Annotated in this window: 16 protein-coding genes; 15 read left to right on the top strand and 1 reads right to left on the bottom strand. The window is 43.0% G+C overall.

Features of this window, described 5'->3' with window-relative positions; genetic code table 11:
• Nucleotides 1–18 precede the first annotated feature (18 nt).
• From glpO to B7698_RS07280, 15 genes are all read left to right on the top strand, one after another.
• Nucleotides 19–1,845 carry a type 1 glycerol-3-phosphate oxidase gene (gene glpO / locus B7698_RS07210; protein WP_084865124.1) on the top strand — a complete coding sequence of 609 codons (1,827 nt, stop codon included), beginning with the start codon at nt 19–21 and terminating at the stop codon, nt 1,843–1,845.
• Nucleotides 1,846–1,915: 70 nt separating this feature from the next.
• The gene (locus B7698_RS07215) at nt 1,916–2,620 is read left to right on the top strand and encodes an MIP/aquaporin family protein (RefSeq protein ID WP_049479832.1); all 705 of its coding nucleotides are present in this window, start codon (nt 1,916–1,918) and stop codon (nt 2,618–2,620) included.
• A 151-nt stretch (nt 2,621–2,771) separates the two neighbouring features.
• On the top strand, nt 2,772–3,950 hold the full coding sequence (locus B7698_RS07220; RefSeq protein WP_084865125.1) for a ryptide export MFS transporter: 1,179 nt from the start codon (nt 2,772–2,774) through the stop codon (nt 3,948–3,950).
• Between the two features lie 310 nt (nt 3,951–4,260).
• The gene (locus B7698_RS07225) at nt 4,261–4,392 is read left to right on the top strand and encodes a teichoic acid D-Ala incorporation-associated protein DltX (protein WP_000813667.1); all 132 of its coding nucleotides are present in this window, start codon (nt 4,261–4,263) and stop codon (nt 4,390–4,392) included.
• 20 nt (nt 4,393–4,412) lie between these two features.
• On the top strand, nt 4,413–5,963 hold the full coding sequence (dltA, locus tag B7698_RS07230; protein WP_084865126.1) for a D-alanine--poly(phosphoribitol) ligase subunit DltA: 1,551 nt from the start codon (nt 4,413–4,415) through the stop codon (nt 5,961–5,963).
• Entirely contained in the window at nt 5,960–7,204 is a 1,245-nt protein-coding gene (dltB, locus tag B7698_RS07235) for a D-alanyl-lipoteichoic acid biosynthesis protein DltB (protein WP_084865127.1), read from the top strand. The genes dltA and dltB overlap by 4 nt, the downstream gene beginning before the upstream one ends.
• A gap of 13 nt (nt 7,205–7,217) precedes the next feature.
• Nucleotides 7,218–7,457, top strand: a complete 240-nt coding sequence (gene dltC, locus B7698_RS07240) for a D-alanine--poly(phosphoribitol) ligase subunit DltC (protein ID WP_000351967.1) — start codon at nt 7,218–7,220, stop codon at nt 7,455–7,457.
• A complete protein-coding gene (gene dltD / locus B7698_RS07245) occupies nt 7,450–8,718 on the top strand; it encodes a D-alanyl-lipoteichoic acid biosynthesis protein DltD (RefSeq protein WP_084865128.1) in 1,269 nt (422 codons plus the stop codon). The genes dltC and dltD overlap by 8 nt, the downstream gene beginning before the upstream one ends.
• Before the next feature lie 151 nt (nt 8,719–8,869).
• Nucleotides 8,870–9,310, top strand: coding sequence for a zinc-dependent transcriptional regulator AdcR (gene adcR, locus B7698_RS07250; RefSeq protein WP_084865129.1), 441 nt, complete (start codon nt 8,870–8,872; stop codon nt 9,308–9,310).
• Nucleotides 9,310–10,014 carry a metal ABC transporter ATP-binding protein gene (locus B7698_RS07255; RefSeq protein WP_001269496.1) on the top strand — a complete coding sequence of 235 codons (705 nt, stop codon included), beginning with the start codon at nt 9,310–9,312 and terminating at the stop codon, nt 10,012–10,014. Before adcR ends, B7698_RS07255 begins: the two co-directional genes overlap by 1 nt.
• Entirely contained in the window at nt 10,007–10,813 is an 807-nt protein-coding gene (locus B7698_RS07260) for a metal ABC transporter permease (protein WP_084865130.1), read from the top strand. Before B7698_RS07255 ends, B7698_RS07260 begins: the two co-directional genes overlap by 8 nt.
• A gap of 9 nt (nt 10,814–10,822) precedes the next feature.
• Nucleotides 10,823–12,328, top strand: coding sequence for a zinc ABC transporter substrate-binding lipoprotein AdcA (adcA, locus tag B7698_RS07265; protein ID WP_084865131.1), 1,506 nt, complete (start codon nt 10,823–10,825; stop codon nt 12,326–12,328).
• A gap of 164 nt (nt 12,329–12,492) precedes the next feature.
• The gene (locus tag B7698_RS07270) at nt 12,493–13,377 is read left to right on the top strand and encodes an SPFH domain-containing protein (protein ID WP_192855124.1); all 885 of its coding nucleotides are present in this window, start codon (nt 12,493–12,495) and stop codon (nt 13,375–13,377) included.
• A 183-nt stretch (nt 13,378–13,560) separates the two neighbouring features.
• Nucleotides 13,561–17,349 (top strand): glycoside hydrolase family 2 TIM barrel-domain containing protein, encoded by a 3,789-nt coding sequence (locus B7698_RS07275; protein ID WP_084865133.1) that lies wholly within the window; start codon nt 13,561–13,563, stop codon nt 17,347–17,349.
• Nucleotide 17,350: 1 nt separating this feature from the next.
• A complete protein-coding gene (locus B7698_RS07280; RefSeq protein ID WP_084865134.1) occupies nt 17,351–19,033 on the top strand; it encodes an alpha-L-fucosidase in 1,683 nt (560 codons plus the stop codon).
• Between the two features lie 45 nt (nt 19,034–19,078).
• Here B7698_RS07280 and B7698_RS07285 read toward each other — a convergent pair whose 3' ends face one another.
• Entirely contained in the window at nt 19,079–21,163 is a 2,085-nt protein-coding gene (locus tag B7698_RS07285) for a GH92 family glycosyl hydrolase (protein WP_084865135.1), read from the bottom strand.
• Nucleotides 21,164–21,321: the final 158 nt, after the last annotated feature.

Raw genomic sequence — 21,321 nt, forward strand, 5'->3', positions numbered from 1 at the left:
GATAGAAAGTGTGTAAATATGGAATTTTCAAAGAAAACACGTGAATTATCAATTAAAAAAATGCAGGAACGCACCTTGGATCTCTTGATTATTGGTGGCGGGATTACAGGAGCTGGTGTAGCTTTGCAGGCAGCAGCCAGTGGTCTTGACACTGGTTTGATTGAAATGCAGGACTTCGCAGAAGGAACATCTAGCCGTTCAACAAAATTGGTCCACGGAGGTCTACGTTATCTCAAACAATTCGACGTGGAAGTGGTATCAGATACAGTTTCTGAGCGTGCGGTGGTTCAACAAGTCGCTCCACATATTCCAAAACCAGATCCAATGCTCTTGCCAGTTTACGACGAGGATGGAGCAACATTTAGCCTTTTCCGTCTCAAAGTAGCCATGGACTTGTACGACCTATTGGCAGGGGTTAACAATACGCCTGCTGCTAACAAGGTTTTGAGCAAGGAAGAAGTTTTAGAACGCCAGCCAAACTTGAAGAAAGAAGGCTTGGTAGGAGGTGGGGTTTACCTTGACTTCCGTAACAACGATGCGCGTCTCGTGATTGAAAATATCAAACGTGCCAACCAAGACGGTGCTCTCATTGCCAACCACGTTAAAGCAGAAGGCTTCCTCTTTGACGAAAGTGGCAAAATTACAGGTGTTGTAGCTCGTGATCTTTTGACAGACCAAGTCTTTGAAATCAAGGCGCGTCTGGTGATTAACACAACAGGTCCTTGGAGCGACAAGGTGCGTAATTTGTCTAATAAGGGAACACAATTCTCACAAATGCGTCCAACTAAGGGAGTTCACTTGGTAGTGGACTCAAGCAAGATCAAGGTTTCACAGCCAGTTTACTTTGACACTGGTTTGGGTGACGGTCGTATGGTCTTTGTTCTCCCACGTGAAAACAAGACTTACTTTGGTACAACCGATACAGACTACACAGGCGATTTGGAACATCCAAAAGTGACTCAGGAAGATGTAGATTATCTACTTGGCATTGTCAACAACCGCTTCCCAGAAGCAAACATTACCATTGATGATATCGAAAGTAGCTGGGCAGGTCTTCGTCCATTGATCGCAGGCAATAGCGCTTCTGACTACAATGGAGGAAATAACGGAACCATCAGCGATGAAAGCTTTAACAACTTGATTGCGACTGTTGAATCTTATCTTTCTAAAGAAAAAACGCGTGAAGATGTTGAGTCTGCTGTCAGCAAGCTTGAAAGCAGTACTTCTGAGAAACATTTGGATCCATCTGCAGTTTCTCGTGGTTCGAGCTTGGATCGTGATGACAATGGCCTGTTGACCCTTGCTGGTGGTAAAATCACAGACTACCGTAAGATGGCTGAAGGGGCTATGGAGCGCGTGGTTGACATTCTCAAAGCAGAATTTGACCGCAGCTTTAAACTCATCAACTCGAAGACTTATCCTGTTTCAGGTGGAGAATTGAACCCAGCAAATGTGGACTCAGAAATTGAAGCCTTTGCTCAACTTGGAGTGTCACGTGGCTTGGATAGCAAGGAAGCTCATTACCTAGCAAATCTCTACGGTTCAAATGCACCGAAAGTCTTTGCTCTTGCTCACAGCTTGGAACAAGCGCCCGGACTCAGCTTGGCAGATACCTTGTCCCTTCACTATGCAATGCGCAATGAGTTGGCTCTGAGCCCAGTTGACTTTCTCCTTCGCCGTACCAACCACATGCTCTTTATGCGTGATAGTTTGGATAGCATTGTGGAGCCAGTTCTGGATGAAATGGGACGATTCTATGACTGGTCTGATGAAGAAAAAGCAGCTTACCGTGCGGATGTTGAAGCAGCCCTTGCTAACAACGATCTAGCGGAATTGAAAAATTAAGAAAAACTAGAAGAGAGGGAGACAAGCCTTCCTTGCCTTCCCTCTCCTTCTTTAAAATGGAGACAACGATATGATGAAAGAATTATTTGGAGAATTTTTGGGGACTTTAATCCTGATTCTTCTAGGAAATGGTGTTGTTGCAGGTGTGGTTCTTCCTAAAACCAAGAGCAACAATGCAGGTTGGATTGTGATTACTATGGGTTGGGGAATTGCTGTAGCCGTTGCGGCTTTTGTATCTGGCACGCTCAGCCCAGCCCACCTAAATCCAGCTGTAACGTTTGCGATGGCCTTAAAAGGAACGCTCTCTTGGGCTTCCGTTTTCCCATACATCCTAGCTCAGTTCGCAGGGGCTATGCTGGGTCAGATTTTGGTTTGGTTGCAATTCAAACCGCATTATGAGGCAGAAGAAAATGCAGGCAATATCCTGGCAACCTTCAGTACTGGACCGGCCATCAAGGATACAGTTTCTAACTTAATCAGTGAAATCCTTGGCACCTTTGTTTTGGTATTGACAATCTTTGCTTTGGGGCTTTATGATTTTCAGGCAGGTATCGGCACCTTTGCAGTGGGGACTTTGATTGTCGGTATTTGTCTATCACTAGGTGGGACAACAGGTTGTGCCTTGAACCCTGCGCGTGACCTTGGACCTCGTATCATGCACAGTATCTTGCCAATTCCAAACAAAGGCGATGGAGACTGGTCTTACGCTTGGATTCCTGTTGTGGGACCTGTTATTGGTGCAGCCTTGGCTGTTCTTGTATTCTCACTTTTCTAATTTAGAAAACAATTATTTTTGATAGGGTCTGAGATGAGAATCTCAGGCTTTTTCATGTAAAAACCATCACTTTTGTTTTCTGCTATTTTATGCTAAAATATTAAAAATCAAATTTTAATTCCAAAGTTGGCAACTAAGATAGGAGAGCTATATGTCTAATTCATTTATCAAATTGTTAGTCTCTCAATTGTTTGCAAATTTAGCAGATATTTTCTTTAGAGTAACAATCATTGCTAACATATACATTATTTCAAAATCAGTAATTGCCACATCACTAGTTCCCATTTTAATAGGGATATCCTCTTTTGTTGCGAGTCTTTTAGTTCCTTTAGTTACTAAAAGGTTAGCGTTAAATAGGGTTTTATCTTTATCCCAATTTGGAAAGACTATATTATTAACGATACTGGTAGGAATGTTTACCGTAATGCAATCCGTAGCGCCTTTGGTAACCTATCTATTTGTTGTGGCAATTTCAATATTGGATGGTTTTGCAGCACCTGTTTCCTATGCTATTGTGCCGCGCTATGCGACCGATTTGGGTAAGGCTAACTCAGCCTTATCAATGACTGGTGAAGCTGTTCAATTGGTAGGGTGGGGGTTGGGTGGACTCTTGTTTGCAACAATTGGTCTGTTACCTACCACGTTTATCATTTTAATCTTGTATATCATTTCTAGCTTTCTGATGTTATTTCTTCCGAAGGCTGAAGTGGAGGTGCTAGAGTCAGAGACAAATCTTGAAATTTTGCTCAAAGGTTGGAAGTTAGTTGCTAGAGATCCTAGATTAAGACTTTTTGTATCAGCAAATTTATTTGAAATTTTCTCAAATACGATTTGGGTTTCGTCTATCATACTTGTCTTTGTAACTGAGTTATTAAATGAAACGGAAAGTTACTGGGGATATTCTAATACAGCATATTCTATCGGGATTATAATTAGTGGCTTAATTGCTTTTCGGCTATCTGAAAAGTTTCTCGCTGCTAAATGGGAAAGTATTCTTTTTTCTCTTATAGCCATGGCAATAGTGACACTGACTATTCTATTTTTTCCAAATGCACAGATGTTTTTAGTATTTTCAGCTTTAGTTGGTATGTTCTCGCAGCTAAAAGAAGTTCCTGAAAGTGTATTTCTTCAGGAAACAGTAGAGGAAAATAACTTGGTTAATGTCTATTCCGTTCTGGAAGTGATTTCGACACTAGCATTTTCAGTATTTGTTTTGCTAATGAGCTATATTACTGAGAATTTTGGTATTAGCATCAGTTTTTGGATATCAGCCATTTGTCTGATGATAGAAGCTATTTTAATTTATATCAGACGAGATTATTTTAGGTGAGAGACTAGTTAAAAAGTCTTGAAAAATTAGAAAAGCACATAGTATCGGGTGTTGAAAAAACTTGATATTGTGTGTTTTATTATAGGAAGATTTACCTCATTTTCTACTGAAATTGAATTTTTGCCCAGCTTCACTCTATTTAAAATATACATAGAAAAACCGCATAATCCTTAAAATAAGCTGAAATCTAGTGAAAATGTACGGCAAACAATTGAAAAACTAGTCTATAAAGTGGTACAATGGTAGAAAAATACTATAGTAAGAGTTCATCTTATTTAACAAAAATTACAGAAATGAATGGTTTTTCTTGATGAAACAGAGAAAAGAATTGTACCTTTTTCTTGGTCGGACAGCCTTGTATTTTCTTATCTTTCTAGGGCTGCTTTACTTCTTTAGCTATCTTGGCCAGGGTCAAGGAAGCTTTATCTATAATGAATTTTAACTTGAAGGAGAATTCCTATTGTGTCAAATAAACCAATAGTAGATATGATTGAAACCATTGAGCATTTTGCTCAGACACAGCCTAGCTATCCTGTTTACAATGTTTTGGGGAAGGAACACACTTATGGAGATTTAAAGGCTGATTCGGATAGTTTGGCTGCAGCCATTGATCAACTGGATTTGCCTGAGAAGTCTCCTGTGGTTGTTTTTGGTGGCCAAGAATATGAAATGTTGGCAACTTTTGTAGCGCTGACTAAGTCAGGTCATGCCTACATTCCAATTGATAGCCATTCGGCTTTGGAGCGAGTTTCGGCTGTTTTAGAAGTAGCGGAGCCAAGTTTGATTATTGCCATTTCAGACTTTCCATTGGAGCAGGTTTCTACACCGATGATGACTCTAGCTCAGGTTCAAGAAGCCTTTGCTCAAGGGTCTAGCTATGAGATCACGCATCCAGTCAAGGGAGATGATAACTACTACATTATCTTTACTTCTGGTACGACTGGTAAGCCAAAGGGAGTGCAGATTTCACATGATAACCTCCTCAGCTTTACCAACTGGATGATTACAGACAAGGAATTTGCGACACCGAATCGTCCGCAAATGCTGGCTCAGCCACCTTATTCTTTTGATCTGTCTGTGATGTACTGGGCTCCGACCTTGGCATTAGGTGGTACGCTCTTCGCTCTTCCTTCATCTATTACTCAGGACTTTAAGCAACTCTTTGCTACCATCTTTTCATTGCCAATCGCTATCTGGACATCAACCCCTTCTTTTGCGGATATGGCCATGTTATCAGAAGACTTTAATAGCGAGAAAATGCCAGGTATCACGCATTTTTACTTTGATGGCGAAGAATTGACGGTTAAAACGGCTCAAAAACTACGCGAACGTTTCCCAAATGCCTGTATTATCAATGCCTACGGCCCAACAGAAGCGACAGTAGCCCTGTCAGCAGTTGCTGTGACAGGCGAGATGCTAGCGACTCTCAAACGCCTACCAATCGGCTATACCAAGGCTGATTCTCCAACCTTTATCATTGACGAGGACGGCAATAAATTGCCAAATGGCGAACAGGGAGAAATCATTGTTTCTGGACCAGCTGTTTCAAAAGGTTATATGAACAATCCTGAAAAAACGGCAGAAGCCTTCTTTGAGTTTGAAGGTCTACCAGCCTACCATACAGGAGATGTGGGAACTATGACAGATGAAGGCTTACTTCTCTACGGCGGACGCATGGACTTCCAGATTAAGTTCAACGGTTACCGCATTGAGTTAGAAGATGTCTCTCAAAACCTCAATAAGTCTCGCTTTATCGAGTCTGCTGTAGCTGTGCCACGTTATAATAAAGACCACAAGGTGCAAAATCTATTGGCTTATGTCATCTTGAAAGACGGTGTTCGTGAGCAGTTTGAGCGAGATATTGATATTACCAAGGCTATCAAGGAAGATTTAACAGATATCATGATGTCCTACATGATGCCGTCTAAATTCCTTTATCGAGACAGTTTGCCACTGACTCCAAATGGAAAAATTGACATCAAAGGATTGATTAACGAGGTGAATAAGAGATGATGGAGTTCTTTCAACAGCTTCCTCATTTAGAGCCATACGGCAATCCTCAGTATTTTGTCTATGTGATTGCTGCAACCTTGCCCATCTTTATCGGCCTCTTTTTCAAGAAACGCTTTGCTTGGTACGAGGTATTGGTTAGTCTCTTCTTTATCGTCACCATGTTGGTGGGTGGGAAGACTAACCAATTGGCTGCCTTGGGTATTTATCTATGCTGGGAAATATTGCTCGTACTCTTCTACAAGCATTATCGAAAAAGTAAGGATGGCAAGTGTGTCTTCTACCTAGTTAGTTTTCTGTCCCTCCTTCCGATTATCTTTGTCAAGGTGCAGCCGGCTATCAATGGAACGCAGTCTTTGCTTGGCTTTTTGGGTATTTCTTACCTGACCTTTCGTTCGGTTGGGATTATCATCGAGCTGAGAGATGGAGTGATTAAGGATTTTACCCTCTGGGAATTCCTCCGTTTTCTTCTCTTCATGCCGACTTTTTCAAGTGGCCCAATCGATCGCTTTAAGCGATTTAATGAAAATTATCAGACCATTCCTGAGCGGGATGAGTTGATGGATATGCTGGATGAATCTGTTCGCTATATCATGTGGGGATTTTTGTATAAGTTTATCCTAGCTCATGTTTTAGGAGAAACTTTACTCCCTCCTCTGAAGAATCTAGCTCTACAGTCAGGTGGTTTCTTTAACCTCTATGCCTTGGCAGTTATGTATACCTTTGGTCTGGAACTCTTCTTTGACTTTGCAGGTTACTCTATGTTTGCCTTGGCCATTTCAAATTTGATGGGAATTCGTAGCCCTATCAACTTTAACAAGCCCTTTTTATCAAGGGATTTGAAGGAATTTTGGAATCGTTGGCACATGAGTCTCTCTTTCTGGTTCCGTGATTTTGTCTTTATGCGGATGGTGATGGTATTGACCAGAAAGAAGGTCTTTAAGAATCGCAATGTAACCTCAAGTGTGGCCTATATTGTAAATATGCTGATTATGGGATTTTGGCACGGTGTGACCTGGTACTATATCGCCTATGGACTCTTTCATGGGATTGGACTGGTTATCAATGACGCTTGGATTCGTAAGAAAAAAACGCTCAATAAGGAACGGAAAAAAGCAGGGAAAGCTGCTCTACCTGAGAATCGCTGGATTCAGTTGCTTGGCATGGTTGTCACCTTTCATGTCGTCATGCTGTCATTCTTAATCTTTTCTGGATTCTTGAATGATCTATGGTTTAAAAAATAAAAGGAAATAAAATATGGATATCAAATCAGAAGTTATCGAAATTATTGATGAGTTGTTTATGGAAGATGTTTCTGACATGATGGATGAAGATCTTTTTGATGCAGGTGTCTTGGATAGTATGGGAACGGTTGAGTTGATTGTGGAGATTGAAAACCGTTTTGACATTCGTGTCCCTGTTACAGAGTTTGGTCGCGACGACTGGAATACAGCTAATAAAATCATAGCTGGTATTGTGGAGCTACAAAATGCTTAAACGCTTATGGATGATCTTCGGACCGGTCTTGATAGCTGGTTTGTTGGTTTTTCTGCTTATCTTTTTCTATCCTGCTGAGATGCGCCATGATCTGGGAGCTGAAAAGCGTTCGGCGGTGGCTACTACTATCGATAGTTTTAAGGAGCGAAGTCAAAAGGTCAGAGCACTATCTGATCCAAATATGCGTTTTGTTCCCTTCTTTGGCTCCAGTGAATGGCTTCGTTTTGACGGTGCCCATCCTGCGGTATTGGCTGAGAAATACAACCGCTCTTATCGCCCCTATCTTTTAGGACAGAGGGGAGCTGCCTCGCTCAATCAGTATTTTGGGATGCAACAGATGTTGCCACAACTGGAGAATAAACAAGTTGTATATGTTATCTCGCCCCAGTGGTTTAGTAAAAATGGCTATGAGCCAGCAGCTTTTCAGCAGTATTTTAATGGAGACCAGTTGACCAGTTTTCTGGAACATCAATCTGGAGATCAGGCTAGTCAATATGCAGCGACTCGCTTACTACAGCAGTTCCCAAATGTAGCTATGAAGGACCTGGTTCAGAAGTTGGCAAGTAAAGAAGAATTGTCGTCTGCAGACAATGAAATGATTGAATTATTAGCTCGGTTTAATGAACGCCAAGCTTCCTTTTTTGGTCAGTTTTCAGTTAGAGGTTATGTCAATTATGATAAGCATGTAGTTAAGTATTTAAAGACCTTGCCAGACCAGTTTTCTTATCAAGCTATAGAAGATGTTGTTAAAGCAGATGCAGAAAAAAATACTTCTAATAATGATCTGGGAATGGAGAATTATTTCTATAATACGCAGATTAAGAAGGATTTGAAGAAATTAAAGGATTCTCAGAAAAGCTTTACCTATCTCAAGTCGCCAGAATATAATGACTTGCAGTTAGTGTTGACACAGTTTTCTAAATCCAAGGTAAACCCGATTTTTATCATTCCACCTGTTAATAAAAAATGGATGGACTATGCTGGTTTACGAGAAGATATGTACCAACAAACGGTGCAGAAGATTCGCTATCAGTTAGAAAGTCAAGGGTTTACCAATATAGCAGATTTTTCTAATGACGGTGGGGAAGCTTTCTTTATGAAGGATACCATTCACCTTGGTTGGTTAGGTTGGTTGGCATTTGATAAGGCCGTTGATCCTTTCCTATCCAATCCCACCCCAGCTCCGACGTACCATCTGAATGAGCGCTTTTTCAGTAAAGACTGGGCGACTTATGATGGAGATGTCAAGGCATTTCAATAGATAATAGTATGGAAGAGTTCAAGAATGAAACTGGTTTTCACGTTTTTTCTTGACTCTTTTTTTGGTTGTGATATAATTAACCAGTAAATAATTTTTCAAAGAATAGTATTTTCTCTTAAAAAAGAGAAGTCTAAAAGGAAAGGAGTCAGATATGAGACAGCTAGCGAAGGATATCGATGCCTTTTTGAATGAGGTTATCTTGAAGTCTGAAAATCAGCATGAAATTCTAATAGGTCATTGCACTAGTGAGGTGGCTCTGACCAATACTCAGGAGCATATCCTCATGCTTTTGTCGGAGGAATCTTTAACAAATTCAGAGTTGGCTCGTCGCCTCAATGTCAGTCAGGCGGCGGTTACCAAGGCCATTAAGTCTTTGGTCAAGGAAGGGATGTTGGAAACATCTAAAGATCCTAAGGATGCGCGTGTGATTTTTTATCAGTTGACTGATTTGGCTCGTCCAATCGCTGAGGAGCACCATCATCATCATGAACATACACTTTTAACCTATGAACAAGTGGCGACTCAGTTTACTCCAAATGAACAAAAAGTGATTCAGCGGTTTTTGACTGCTTTAGTAGGAGAAATCAAATAATGAGATATATTACGGTAGAGGATTTATCCTTCTATTATGATAAGGAGCCCGTTCTTGAACATATCAATTATAGTGTTGATAGTGGGGAATTTGTTACTTTGACAGGGGAAAATGGAGCGGCTAAGACAACACTGATCAAGGCCAGTCTAGGAATCCTCCAACCACGCATTGGTAAGGTGACCATTTCAAAAACAAATACGCAGGGTAAGAAATTGAGAATAGCTTACCTTCCTCAACAGATTGCCAGTTTTAATGCTGGTTTTCCAAGTACGGTTTATGAATTTGTCAAGTCAGGTCGCTATCCGCGAAAAGGTTGGTTCCGTCGTTTGAATGCTCATGATGAGGAGCATATCAAGGCTAGTCTGGACTCAGTTGGTATGTGGGAACACAGAGACAAACGCTTGGGGTCTCTATCTGGGGGACAAAAGCAGCGAGCGGTGATCGCACGTATGTTTGCTTCGGACCCAGATGTATTTATTCTAGATGAGCCGACAACGGGGATGGATGCAGGAAGTAAAAATGAATTTTATGAACTCATGCACCACAGCGCCCATCATCACGGCAAGGCTGTTTTGATGATTACTCATGACCCTGAAGAAGTGAAGGACTATGCGGACCGCAATATTCATCTAGTTCGTAACCAAGATTCGCCATGGCGTTGTTTCAACGTTCATGAGAATGATCAGGAGGTGGGCCATGCTTAGTTTGTTATCTTATGACTTTATGCAACGTGCCTTTCTGGCCGTTATTGCCATGAGTCTTTTCTCGCCGGTATTGGGGACCTTCCTTATCTTGCGCCGTCAGAGTTTGATGAGTGATACACTCAGCCACGTCTCGCTTTCAGGTGTAGCCTTTGGGTTAGTTTTGGGGATTTCTCCGACTATTTCAACTATTGCTATTGTCTTGATTGCGGGGGTCTTTTTGGAGTATCTCCGTACGGTTTACAAGAGCTTTATGGAAATCGGGACAGCTATCCTCATGTCAACAGGTCTGGCTGTTTCGCTGATTGTCATGAGTAAGGGTAAAAGCTCGAGTTCAATGAGTTTGGACCAGTATCTTTTTGGTTCAATCGTGACTATCAGCGAAGAGCAGGTTATTTTCCTCTTTGTCATTGCGGCGGTTGTTTTGATTTTGACCTTCCTCTTCCTTCGTCCGATGTACATTTTGACCTTTGATGAGGATACGGCCTTTGTGGATGGCTTGCCAGTTCGTACCATGTCCATTCTTTTTAACATGGTGACAGGGGTGGCCATTGCCCTCATGATTCCAGCAGCAGGAGCTCTTTTGGTGTCGACTATTATGGTTTTGCCGGCTAGTATTGCCCTGCGTCTGGGGAAAAACTTTAAATCGGTTATGCTGCTTGCCAGTGCTATTGGATTTTTGGGAATGGTAGCAGGACTTTACATTTCCTACTATGCAGAAACACCTGCAAGTGCAAGTATTACCATTATTTTTGTAACTGTCTTTTTACTAATCAGTTTAGTAAGACGTTTTATCAAATAGGAGACTAACGTGAAAAAAATTAGCTTATTGTTCGCCAGTCTATGTGCCTTGTTTTTAGTGGCTTGTTCCAATCAAAAGCAGGCAGATGGCAAACTCAATATCGTGACAACCTTTTACCCTGTCTATGAATTTACCAAGCAAGTCGCAGGAGATACGGCTAATGTAGAACTCCTCATCGGTGCTGGTACAGAGCCTCATGAATATGAACCGTCTGCCAAGGCAGTTGCCAAAATCCAAGACGCAGATACCTTTGTCTATGAAAATGAAAATATGGAAACTTGGGTTCCAAAATTGCTAGAATCCTTGGATAAGAAAAAAGTGAAAACCATCAAGGCGACAGGTGATATGCTCCTCTTGCCAGGTGGTGAGGAAGAAGAGGAAGGGCATGATCATGGTGGTGAGGGTCACCATCACGACTACGATCCCCACGTTTGGCTTTCACCAGCACGCGCCGTTAAACTTGTAGAGCACATCCGTGATAGCTTGTCAGCAGATTATCCTGATAAAAAAGAGACCTTTGAAAAGAATGCTGCTGCCTATATCGAAAAATTGCAAGCCTTGGATAAGGCTTATGCAGAAGGCTTGTCTCAAGCCAAACAAAAGAGCTTTGTGACTCAACACGCAGCCTTTAACTATCTTGCCTTGGACTATGGACTCAAACAAGTCGCAATCTCAGGTCTCTCTCCAGATGCAGAACCATCAGCTGCTCGTCTGGCAGAATTGACAGAGTACGTCAAGAAAAATAAAATTGCCTATATCTACTTTGAAGAAAATGCTTCACAAGCACTTGCTAACACACTTTCAAAAGAAGCAGGTGTCAAAACAGATGTCCTCAATCCTTTAGAAAGTCTGACAGAAGAGGATACCAAGGCTGGCGAAAACTACATCTCCGTTATGGAGAAAAACCTCAAGGCTCTGAAACAAACAACGGACCAAGAAGGCCCAGCAATTGAGCCTGAAAAGGCAGAGGATACCAAGACAGTTCAAAATGGTTACTTCGAGGATGCAGACGTCAAGGACCGCACCTTGAGTGACTATGTAGGTAACTGGCAATCAGTTTATCCTTTCCTTGAAGATGGTACGTTTGACCAAGTCTTTGACTACAAGTCTAAGTTGACTGGTAAGATGACTCAGGCTGAGTACAAGGCTTACTATACAAAAGGCTATCAGACAGATGTCACTAAGATCAACATTTCTGATAATACTATGGAATTTGTTCAAGGTGGACAAAGTAAGAAATTCACCTACAAGTATGTTGGTAAGAAAATCTTGACTTACAAGAAAGGCAATCGTGGCGTGCGCTTCCTCTTTGAAGCCACAGATGCAGACGCTGGACAGTTCAAGTATGTTCAGTTTAGTGACCACAATATCGCCCCAGTTAAGGCAGAACATTTCCATATCTTCTTTGGAGGCACAAGCCAAGAAGCCCTCTTTGAAGAAATGGATAACTGGCCAACCTACTACCCAGATAACCTATCTGGCCAAGAAATCGCTCAAGAAATGTTGGCGCATTGATGAGAATCAAAGGATAGCTTTGTATGAGGCTATCTTTTTAGTTACAAAATAGATGGTTAACATTTTATTTTTAAAAATCGCAGTTAAAACTGCACAGCCTTCTTTAAATGTGCTATAATACAGGAAAAATAATGATGGAGGTCACGATAATGGCAACATTTTTGATGATTTTTGTGGTGGTTTGTGTGTTTCTATTGGTGATAGTCACACTGAGTACAGTTTATGTGGTTCGTCAGCAGTCGGTGGCGATTATTGAACGCTTTGGGAAATACCAAAAGGTTGCCAATAGCGGTATTCATATTCGATTGCCTTTTGGGATTGACTCGATTGCAGCACGGATTCAGTTGCGCTTGTTGCAAAGCGATATTGTTGTTGAGACTAAGACCAAGGATAATGTGTTCGTTATGATGAATGTGGCGACTCAGTACCGTGTCAACGAGCAGAGTGTGACAGATGCCTACTATAAACTCATGCGTCCAGAATCTCAGATTAAATCTTATATCGAAGATGCTCTTCGCTCTTCTGTTCCCAAATTAACCTTGGATGAATTATTTGAGAAAAAAGATGAGATTGCCCTTGAGGTTCAACACCAAGTAGCAGAAGAAATGACTACTTACGGTTATATTATCGTGAAAACCTTGATAACCAAGGTTGAACCAGATGCAGAAGTCAAGCAATCCATGAATGAAATCAATGCGGCGCAACGCAAGCGGGTCGCAGCGCAAGAATTGGCGGAAGCTGATAAGATTAAAATCGTCACTGCAGCTGAAGCTGAAGCAGAAAAAGACCGCCTCCATGGTGTGGGGATTGCCCAACAACGTAAGGCGATTGTGGATGGCTTGGCAGAGTCTATCACTGAACTCAAGGAAGCCAATGTTGGCATGACAGAAGAGCAAATCATGTCTATCCTCTTGACCAACCAGTATTTGGATACCTTGAATACCTTTGCCTCTAAAGGAAACCAAACTATCTTTTTACCAAATACTCCAAATGGTGTAGATGATATCCGTACACAAATCTTGTCAGCTCTACGTGCTGAGAAGAAATAATAGACTAAAGAGCTTGGCAACAGGCTCTTTTTGTATTACCCTTGTAGCTTTGAGGACTAAATCCTCCTCCACAAATTATAGAATCTTTTCCGAGTATTTAGGGAGTGATGGAGGAAGTGTTGAAAGCGCTTTTGTTTTGTGATATAGTCAAATTGATAGACTTGTTTAAAGAGGAATGCTTGTATGAGAAGAGAAGAAGTTTTACGAAATCACTGGTTTTTTAGTCAAGAGGTGGGGAAAGAAGATGCCTTGGCGCCGGATTTTCAGAGGGAAAATTGGCAGGCTATTCAAGTGCCACACGACTGGAGTATTTACAATGATTTTGACCAGTATTCGCCAGCGCAAAATGAGGGTGGTCAGTTAAATGGGGGTCAGGCTTGGTACCGGACGCAGTTTTACTTGGAAGAAGATGTCAGTCTTGTATCGGTGCGTTTGTTGTTTGATGGAGTTTATATGAATGCCCAAGTCTATATCAACGGGCAAGTGCTGGGTTATTATCCCAATGGCTACACACCTTTTTCTTATGATATCACGCCTTATCTAAGAAATAATGGAACGGCCAACCAGCTTGCAGTTTTTGTAGAAAATCAGCAACCTAGCAGTCGTTGGTACTCTGGTAGCGGTATTTACCGAGAAGTAAAATTATTGATTACAGATTCGGTGCATCTGGATTTATATGGGATTAAGATAGAAAGTCCCAAGCTAAAGGAACAAAGAGATGGATGGGTGGAGACTCAGCTTACAAGTAAGGTTTCAAATGATGGACCTCAGTCCGTGTCGGTGTATTTGGAGCAGAGTATCTGGTATGATGGACAACAGCTGTCAGACTGGCAGGCGACAGACTCTCTAGTGATTGAGTCTGGGGACAAATATTCTTTCCAACAAGCCATATCAATTTTCCAACCTTTGCTTTGGGATATTGATCATCCTCACCTTTACCAATTGAAGACTCGCCTCTACAAAAATGGCATTTTGGTTGATGAAGAAGAGGAGACTTTTGGTTACCGTTATATGGATTGGCAAGCGGATAAGGGATTCTTTCTAAATGGTCGCTGGTTGAAGATTCATGGGGTTTGTTTGCACCATGACTATGGATCTCTGGGAGCTGTGGAAAACAGGTCAGCTGCAGAGAGACGCTTGCGCCAGATGAAGGAAATGGGAGTCAATGCTATCCGAATTACCCATAATCCAGCTAGTAGCATTTTGCTGGATCTGGCTGCCAAAATGGGGCTACTCATCCAAGAAGAAGCCTTTGATACCTGGTATGGAGGCAAGAAAGAATATGATTATGGTCGCTTTTTTGAGGAAGAAGCGACTCATCCAGAAGCGAAAGAAGGCGATTTCTGGTCGGATTACGATTTGCGCACCATGATTGAGCGTGGTAAGAACAATCCAGCGATTTTTATGTGGTCCTTGGGAAATGAAGTCAGCGAAGCAAATGGCGATGCTCATTCATTGAAGACTATCAAACGCTTGCTAGAAAGGGTTAAGGAGGTTGATGATAGCCGTTTTGTGACTATGGGAATGGATCAGTTCCGCTTTGGAGATGGTTCTGGAGGCCATGAAAAGATTGCTGATTTGCTGGATGTGGTGGGCTTGAATTACTCAGAAGACAATATTGATGGGATTCGCAAAAGACATCCCAAGTGGCGACTTTACGGATCTGAAACCTCATCAGCTACACGGACGCGTGACAGCTATTTTCGCCCAGATAAGGAATGGGTAGGGGATAATCGCCGCGTGCGGAATTTTGAACAGTCAGACTATGGCAATGATCGAGTTCCTTGGGGGAAGACAGCGACGGCTTCTTGGATAGCGGATAGAAATCGGCTAGACTATGCGGGTCAGTTTATCTGGACAGGGGTGGACTATATCGGTGAGCCGACTCCTTGGCACAATCAAAATGACACGCCTGTCAAGAGTTCTTATTTTGGGCTTGTGGACACGGCGGGGATTCCTAAAAATGACTATTATCTCTATCAAAGTCAATGGTTGGATGCAGATCAGCATCCCATGGTTCATATCCTACCCCACTGGAATTGGGAAATCCACAAGAGTTATCAACAAGTTGTGGATAAGTGTGGGGATATCCCTGTTCGAGTGTATTCAAATGCTGGTTCTGTAGAGCTATTTCTCAATGGAAAATCTCAAGGTAGGAAGACTTTTCAGGAGAAATGGACTTCAGATGGCAGAAAATACCAAGAGGGAGAAGGTTCTGACCAGCTCTATCTCGAATGGCGTTTGGCTTATCAACCGGGAGAATTGCATGCTGTGGCCTATGACCGTCAAGGTCAGATTGTGGCAGAAGATAGGGCGGTGACTGCAGGTAAGGCAGCCAAAATCGGGTTACATGCCGAGAAAACAAAACTGGAGCCAGATGGGCAAGATCTCCTCTATCTCTATTTTGATTTATTGGACAAGGATGGAAATTGGGTTCCGACTGCTTCCAATCAGCTTCATTTTAAAATTGAGGGCCCTGCTCGCATTGTGGGTGTGGATAATGGCAGGCAGGCCAGTCGTGAACGTTACCAAGCTCAGAAAAATGGTCGGTTTAAGCGGAAAGCCTTTCATGGCAGGGGTGTCCTTTTAGTTCAGAGCTTGGAGAAGACTGGTTATGTGAGAGTAAAAGCCAGTGCTGGAGGGCTAGAGCCAGCAAGTTTTGATTTCTTAGTGGGAGAGGCTTTGGCTATCCAACCAGTGAAAAATAAGCGCTTGTTTGAGATTCGAGTGGACAAGCAGGCAGGATTACAAGAAGGGGATTCCCCAGCTATTGGACTTTATCCACAAACTGTGGATAACCCTGTGAACAAGGTGGGGAATAGTGAAGTGATTTGGGAGACGAGTGGTAGTGCCCACGCTATTATCAAGCAGGGAGTGCTTCATTGCTTGTCTGCAGGAGACTTGGTTATCAGTGCTATTTATCAAGGGAAAACTTATCAAACTCATTTGCAGGTCGCAGAAAATACCTCACTAGGGCAGGCAGTTTTTGTACGACCGCTTCGCTTATATACAGCTAAGGGAACTTATCCACAGCTGCCATCTTCAGTTTTGGTGGACTATGAGTTCGGGGGTGCAAAACGAGTCGAGGTTATTTGGGAGGCAATATCCGAAGAAGATCTGGCAAGCTTTCATGAGTTTACGGTATCTGGTCAGCTAGAGGGTTTGGATTTAAAGGCTTCTGCTCAGGTTTGTGTCCAAGGGATTTGCGCTATTGAGCCTGAAAGGATTTGGACGCTTGTCAAGGAAGCACCACACTTACCAGACCGAGTTAAGCTAGTCTTATCAGATGGTAGACGAGATACGGCCAAGGTGACTTGGGATGAACTCGATCCTCAAGTCTATGCTCAGGTAGGAGAATGTGTTCTCACAGGACATGTAGTGGGCTGTGAGTTGCCAGCAACAGTCACCATTCATGTGACAGATGCCAGTGTAGATGGAGAAGTTATTTCCAATCAGTGGACAGGGTCCAACCTGCCTCTGGTCTTTGCTTCTCACTCAGAACCAAATCACCCAGTCTCTCACCTCAATGACAAGGTCATTATTCGGAAGAAATCGACAGCAAATACTTGGATTACCAAGTCAGAGCAAGCCAGCGTCGGTATTCTGTTTGGAGATGCAGGGATTTTAAAACCGCGATTTGTGGATAACGTGACCTTGTATTATGTTGAAAATAAAGAATATGTGGCTGTTGAGCCGACCTTTATTGATTATTACATAGGGAATGAGCCTAGCTTACCTCGGACTCCAAATCATTTGGATAAGGATTCCCTGCTCAAGCAAGAGGAGAATTGGCGCCCTGTATCAGCTATCCGAAAAGTTTCAAGCGACAAGGATGAAGAGCTTCGTTTTGAATTTGATAAGGTAGAGACTTATGCCCTTCGTCTTCGATTTGAAGGCTTGGCAAGCCCTCTAGCGTTAACAGAATTGCAAGTACATGCCAAAAAAGTGAAGAAAAATGTAGATAGGAAATAGTATGGTAAGAGAAATAAAACCGCAGGGGCCCTTGCCTAGTCAGGCCCAGCTAGCGTATTTAGAGGATGAACTAGCAGCCTTTATCCATTTTGGGCTCAATACCTTTTATGACCAGGAATGGGGGACAGGTCAGGAGGATCCTGAATGCTTTAACCCGATACAGTTAGATGCGCGTGAGTGGGTTCGCGTACTCAAGGAAACGGGCTTTAAGAAGTTGATTTTGGTGGTCAAACACCACGATGGCTTTGTCCTCTATCCGACAGCTCAGACAGATTATTCGGTCAAGGCCAGTCCTTGGAGGAATGGAGAGGGGGATTTGCTCCTTGAAGTATCACAAGCTGCCACAGAGTTTGATATGGATATGGGGGTCTACCTGTCACCGTGGGATGCCCACAGTCCTCTCTATCATGTGGACCGAGAAGCGGACTATAATGCCTATTATCTGGCTCAGCTGAAGGAGATCTTATCAAATCCTGCCTATGGAAATGGAGGGAAATTTGCTGAGGTCTGGATGGATGGTGCCAGAGGAGAGGGCGCTCAAAAGGTCAATTATGAATTTGAAAAATGGTTTGAAACTATTCGTGACCTGCAGGGCGATTGCTTGATTTTTTCAACAGAAGGCACCAGTATCCGCTGGATTGGCAATGAACGAGGGTATGCAGGTGATCCTCTATGGCAAAAGGTGAATCCTGACAAACTAGGAACAGAAGCAGAGCTGGACTATCTTCAGCATGGAGATCCCTCAGGTACGATTTTTTCAATCGGTGAGGCAGATGTCTCTATTCGGCCGGGTTGGTTTTACCATGAAGAGCAGGATCCTAAGTCTCTTGAGGAGTTGGTCGAAATCTACTTTCACTCGGTGGGCCGGGGAACTCCACTCTTGCTCAATATTCCGCTGAATCAAGATGGGCTATTTGATGCAAAGGATATTGAACGCCTTTATGAATTTGCGGCTTATCGCAATGAGCTCTATAAAGAAGATTTGGCTCTGGGAGCTACGGTATCTGGTCCTGCTCTTTCCGCAGACTTTGCCTGTCACCATCTGACAGACGGCTTTGAGACCAGCTCTTGGGCAAGCGATGCAGGCTTGCCAATCTATTTAGAACTCGACTTAGGGTCACCTAACACTTTTGATGTCATTGAGTTAAGAGAAGATTTGAAGCTAGGGCAACGAATCGCTGTTTTTCATGTGCAAGTAGAGGTGGATGGTATCTGGCAGGAATTTGGCATGGGCTTTACAGTTGGTCATAAGCGCCTCCTGCGAGGTCCGCTAGTAGAGGCACAGAAGGTGCGCGTGATGATTACCGAGGCGCAATCTAAGCCTGTATTGACCAAGATTTCACTCTATAAAACTCCGAGGTTATCACAAAAAGTAGTTGTTCAGGGACTAGCATTTGCAGAAAAAAGTCTAGCTGTAGCAAAGGGAGAGACTCTTCATTTTAAGGTTGAACGTAGCGAATGTAACACTCCTTTGGAGGCTAAGATTTCGATTCAACCGGGGACTGGTGTGCATGGTGTCGCCTATCAGGACGAGATTCAAGTCCCTACGTTTCAAGCTGGGGAAAGCAAAAAAGATTTGACTATACCGACCCTGTATTTTGCTGCTGATAAGACCTTGGATTTCTATCTGAATCTGACTGTTGATGGACAGCTGGTTGATCAACTTCAAGTACAAGTTTCATAAAATAAAAGAGCCTTTGCACGATACAAAGGTTCTTTTGTCTACTAGCTAGTGACTTGGTAACCAGCTAAGTGTAAAGGTTAGTTGTTCAGCTTTTAAGAGGTCTTGGTGTTGAATAGTTGATACGAGTGTTTTATCCAGTCGGCATTTTTTTACAAAGTTAAAATGGCTGTGGTTTTGCTCAGCATGAATATCTAGCCATTTATCTTCTTTGGCAAGATAGACTCGGAGGTGGTCAAAGAGAGGAATTCCGAGGTCATAGTTTGGTTTGCCTGGACAGGTCGGATAAAATCCGAGAGCTGACCAGATGTACCAGGCTGAGAGACTGCCATTGTCTTCATCGCCAGGATAGGCTTCCCAACTTGGGTGAAAAGCTTTCTGACGGAGCGTCTTGATGAGAAGAGCACTGTAGTCAGGGTAATCGCTGTAGCGGAAGAGATAAGGAATGTGGAAACTCGGCTGGTTAGAAATGGCGAGTTGTCCAAAAGGAGCAGTAGCCATCTCACTCATCTCATGAATCTCGTAACCATAGCCAGTCGTCTCAAAGAGGGGAGCATCCTGACAGGCTTTCAAAAGATAGTTGCTAAAGGCTTCTTTTCCACCCATAAGCTGGATCAAGCCTGGGATATCGTGGAGGACGCCTAAAGTTGCTTGGATGGCAGAGCATTCGGCATAGTCGCGTCCCCAACTATAAGGAGAGAAATCAGAACGGAAGTTGCCTTGACCATCACGCGCTCGCATGTAACCTGTCTCAGCGTCAAATAGATGGCGGTAATTTTGTGATGCGGCCTTGTAGGTTTCAGCGATTTCTATTTTCCCTTGTTTTTCGGCACAGCTGGCGATACAAAAATCACTATAGGCGTAGTCTAGGGTGTGGCTGACGCTTTCGTGGTAGTCGGTAGAGAGGTAGCCCAGTTCTTGGTATTGGTCTAGTCCGTGGCGGCCATTGATGCCTAGAAGGTCGGACTTAGTGGCTGTTTCAAGCATGGCTTGGAGGAGTTTTTCTTCCAAATCGGGAGCCATGTCCTTGCAGGCGCTGTCTGCGATAATGCCATCTAGCAGGGTACCTGGCATCATGCCACGTTCATCTGGAGCCAGCCATTTTGGAAGAAAACCAGTATCGCGGTAGTTATTGAGAAATCCTTCTAAGAAGCGGTGGTAGTGTTCCGGTATGATAAGGGCAAAGAGGGGGAAGGTGGTCCGGAAGGTATCCCAGAAACCATTGTTGCTGAAGAGAACACCGGGCTTGACAGTGCCAGTAGCCAGATCTTTGTGGATGACTTGCCCTGATTCATCAATCTCATAAAAAGTCTGTGGAAAGAGGAAGAGTCTGTAAAGGCAGTGATCAAAGAAGGTTCGGTCAGCTTCTCCTGTCTCTATAATGTCAAAACGATGGAGGAGCTTTTCCCAGTCCGCTTGTGCACTTGCTTTACAGCTATCAAAATCTTTTTGAGGTAGATTGATTAGAGCTTGAGAAGGAGAGATGAAAGAAGTCGCTAGCTGAATCTCGGTTTGACTACTTGCTAAGTCAATTAGCCAGTCTTCACCTTCTTGGCTGACAGAAAGAATATCCGTATTCATTTGCAGGGTAGTGAACAATATCAGTGGATTTTTGTTGGTTTCAGTTTTACCTTCTTGTCGCAGGGCAAGAGTTCGCTTATCTACTTGCTCTACTGTCAGTTCATCTGCTGCGTGGAGATAGAGGGAGAGGACTTTGCCTTGCTTTTGCTCCAAACGAATAGAAGCACCATAGCAAGTCGGTGTGAGCTGGGTTTCAATCTGATAGCGCAGGGAGAAAATCTTCAGATAATGAGGTTGGAAAGAGGCCTTATCCATATCATAGGAAGACTGACGATGGAAGAGGCTGTCTCCACCCAGTTGGCCTGTGACAGGTGTCAGAAGGAGCCAAGAGTAGTCGTCAATCCAAGGGCTGGGCTGGTGGGTTAATCGAATCCCCTGAAAAATAGGCAGATGCGGATCGAAAAACCAAGAGCCCTCCTGGTCACTGGTCTGGGGTACAAAGTAATTCATCCCAAAAGGAAGGCCTGTATATGGCAGGGTATTTCCCCGAGAAAAGGCATGCTTGCTGGCAGTTCCAAATCGGGTATCGATGGTTTCAAGTAGTGGTTTCATAGTCTTTCCTTTAGCTGTTTTTCTACATTATATCAGAAAAAGATAACCTTTAGAAAAGGAGTTTCAAAGATAACTATTTTGTAGAAAAATGACTATCATTTGTGTATGTATTTTCTGTCTCAAAAGCTATATACTGAAAGTGAAACTTGTTTGAAAGA

It is taken from the genome of Streptococcus mitis (assembly GCF_002096855.1).
GTDB classification, from domain to species: Bacteria; Bacillota; Bacilli; order Lactobacillales; family Streptococcaceae; genus Streptococcus; species Streptococcus mitis_Y.

What these genes read in the sequence shown, in the direction of transcription:
- glpO (WP_084865124.1), top strand. Translation starts at nt 19, where the DNA reads ATGGAATTTTCAAAGAAAACACGTGAATTATCAATTAAAAAAATGCAG.
- B7698_RS07215 (WP_049479832.1), top strand. Translation starts at nt 1,916, where the DNA reads ATGATGAAAGAATTATTTGGAGAATTTTTGGGGACTTTAATCCTGATT.
- B7698_RS07220 (WP_084865125.1), top strand. Translation starts at nt 2,772, where the DNA reads ATGTCTAATTCATTTATCAAATTGTTAGTCTCTCAATTGTTTGCAAAT.
- B7698_RS07225 (WP_000813667.1), top strand. Translation starts at nt 4,261, where the DNA reads ATGAAACAGAGAAAAGAATTGTACCTTTTTCTTGGTCGGACAGCCTTG.
- dltB (WP_084865127.1), top strand. Translation starts at nt 5,960, where the DNA reads ATGATGGAGTTCTTTCAACAGCTTCCTCATTTAGAGCCATACGGCAAT.
- dltC (WP_000351967.1), top strand. Translation starts at nt 7,218, where the DNA reads ATGGATATCAAATCAGAAGTTATCGAAATTATTGATGAGTTGTTTATG.
- dltD (WP_084865128.1), top strand. Translation starts at nt 7,450, where the DNA reads ATGCTTAAACGCTTATGGATGATCTTCGGACCGGTCTTGATAGCTGGT.
- adcR (WP_084865129.1), top strand. Translation starts at nt 8,870, where the DNA reads ATGAGACAGCTAGCGAAGGATATCGATGCCTTTTTGAATGAGGTTATC.
- B7698_RS07255 (WP_001269496.1), top strand. Translation starts at nt 9,310, where the DNA reads ATGAGATATATTACGGTAGAGGATTTATCCTTCTATTATGATAAGGAG.
- B7698_RS07260 (WP_084865130.1), top strand. Translation starts at nt 10,007, where the DNA reads ATGCTTAGTTTGTTATCTTATGACTTTATGCAACGTGCCTTTCTGGCC.
- B7698_RS07270 (WP_192855124.1), top strand. Translation starts at nt 12,493, where the DNA reads ATGATTTTTGTGGTGGTTTGTGTGTTTCTATTGGTGATAGTCACACTG.
- B7698_RS07275 (WP_084865133.1), top strand. Translation starts at nt 13,561, where the DNA reads ATGAGAAGAGAAGAAGTTTTACGAAATCACTGGTTTTTTAGTCAAGAG.
- B7698_RS07280 (WP_084865134.1), top strand. Translation starts at nt 17,351, where the DNA reads ATGGTAAGAGAAATAAAACCGCAGGGGCCCTTGCCTAGTCAGGCCCAG.
- B7698_RS07285 (WP_084865135.1), bottom strand. Translation starts at nt 21,163, where the DNA reads ATGAAACCACTACTTGAAACCATCGATACCCGATTTGGAACTGCCAGC.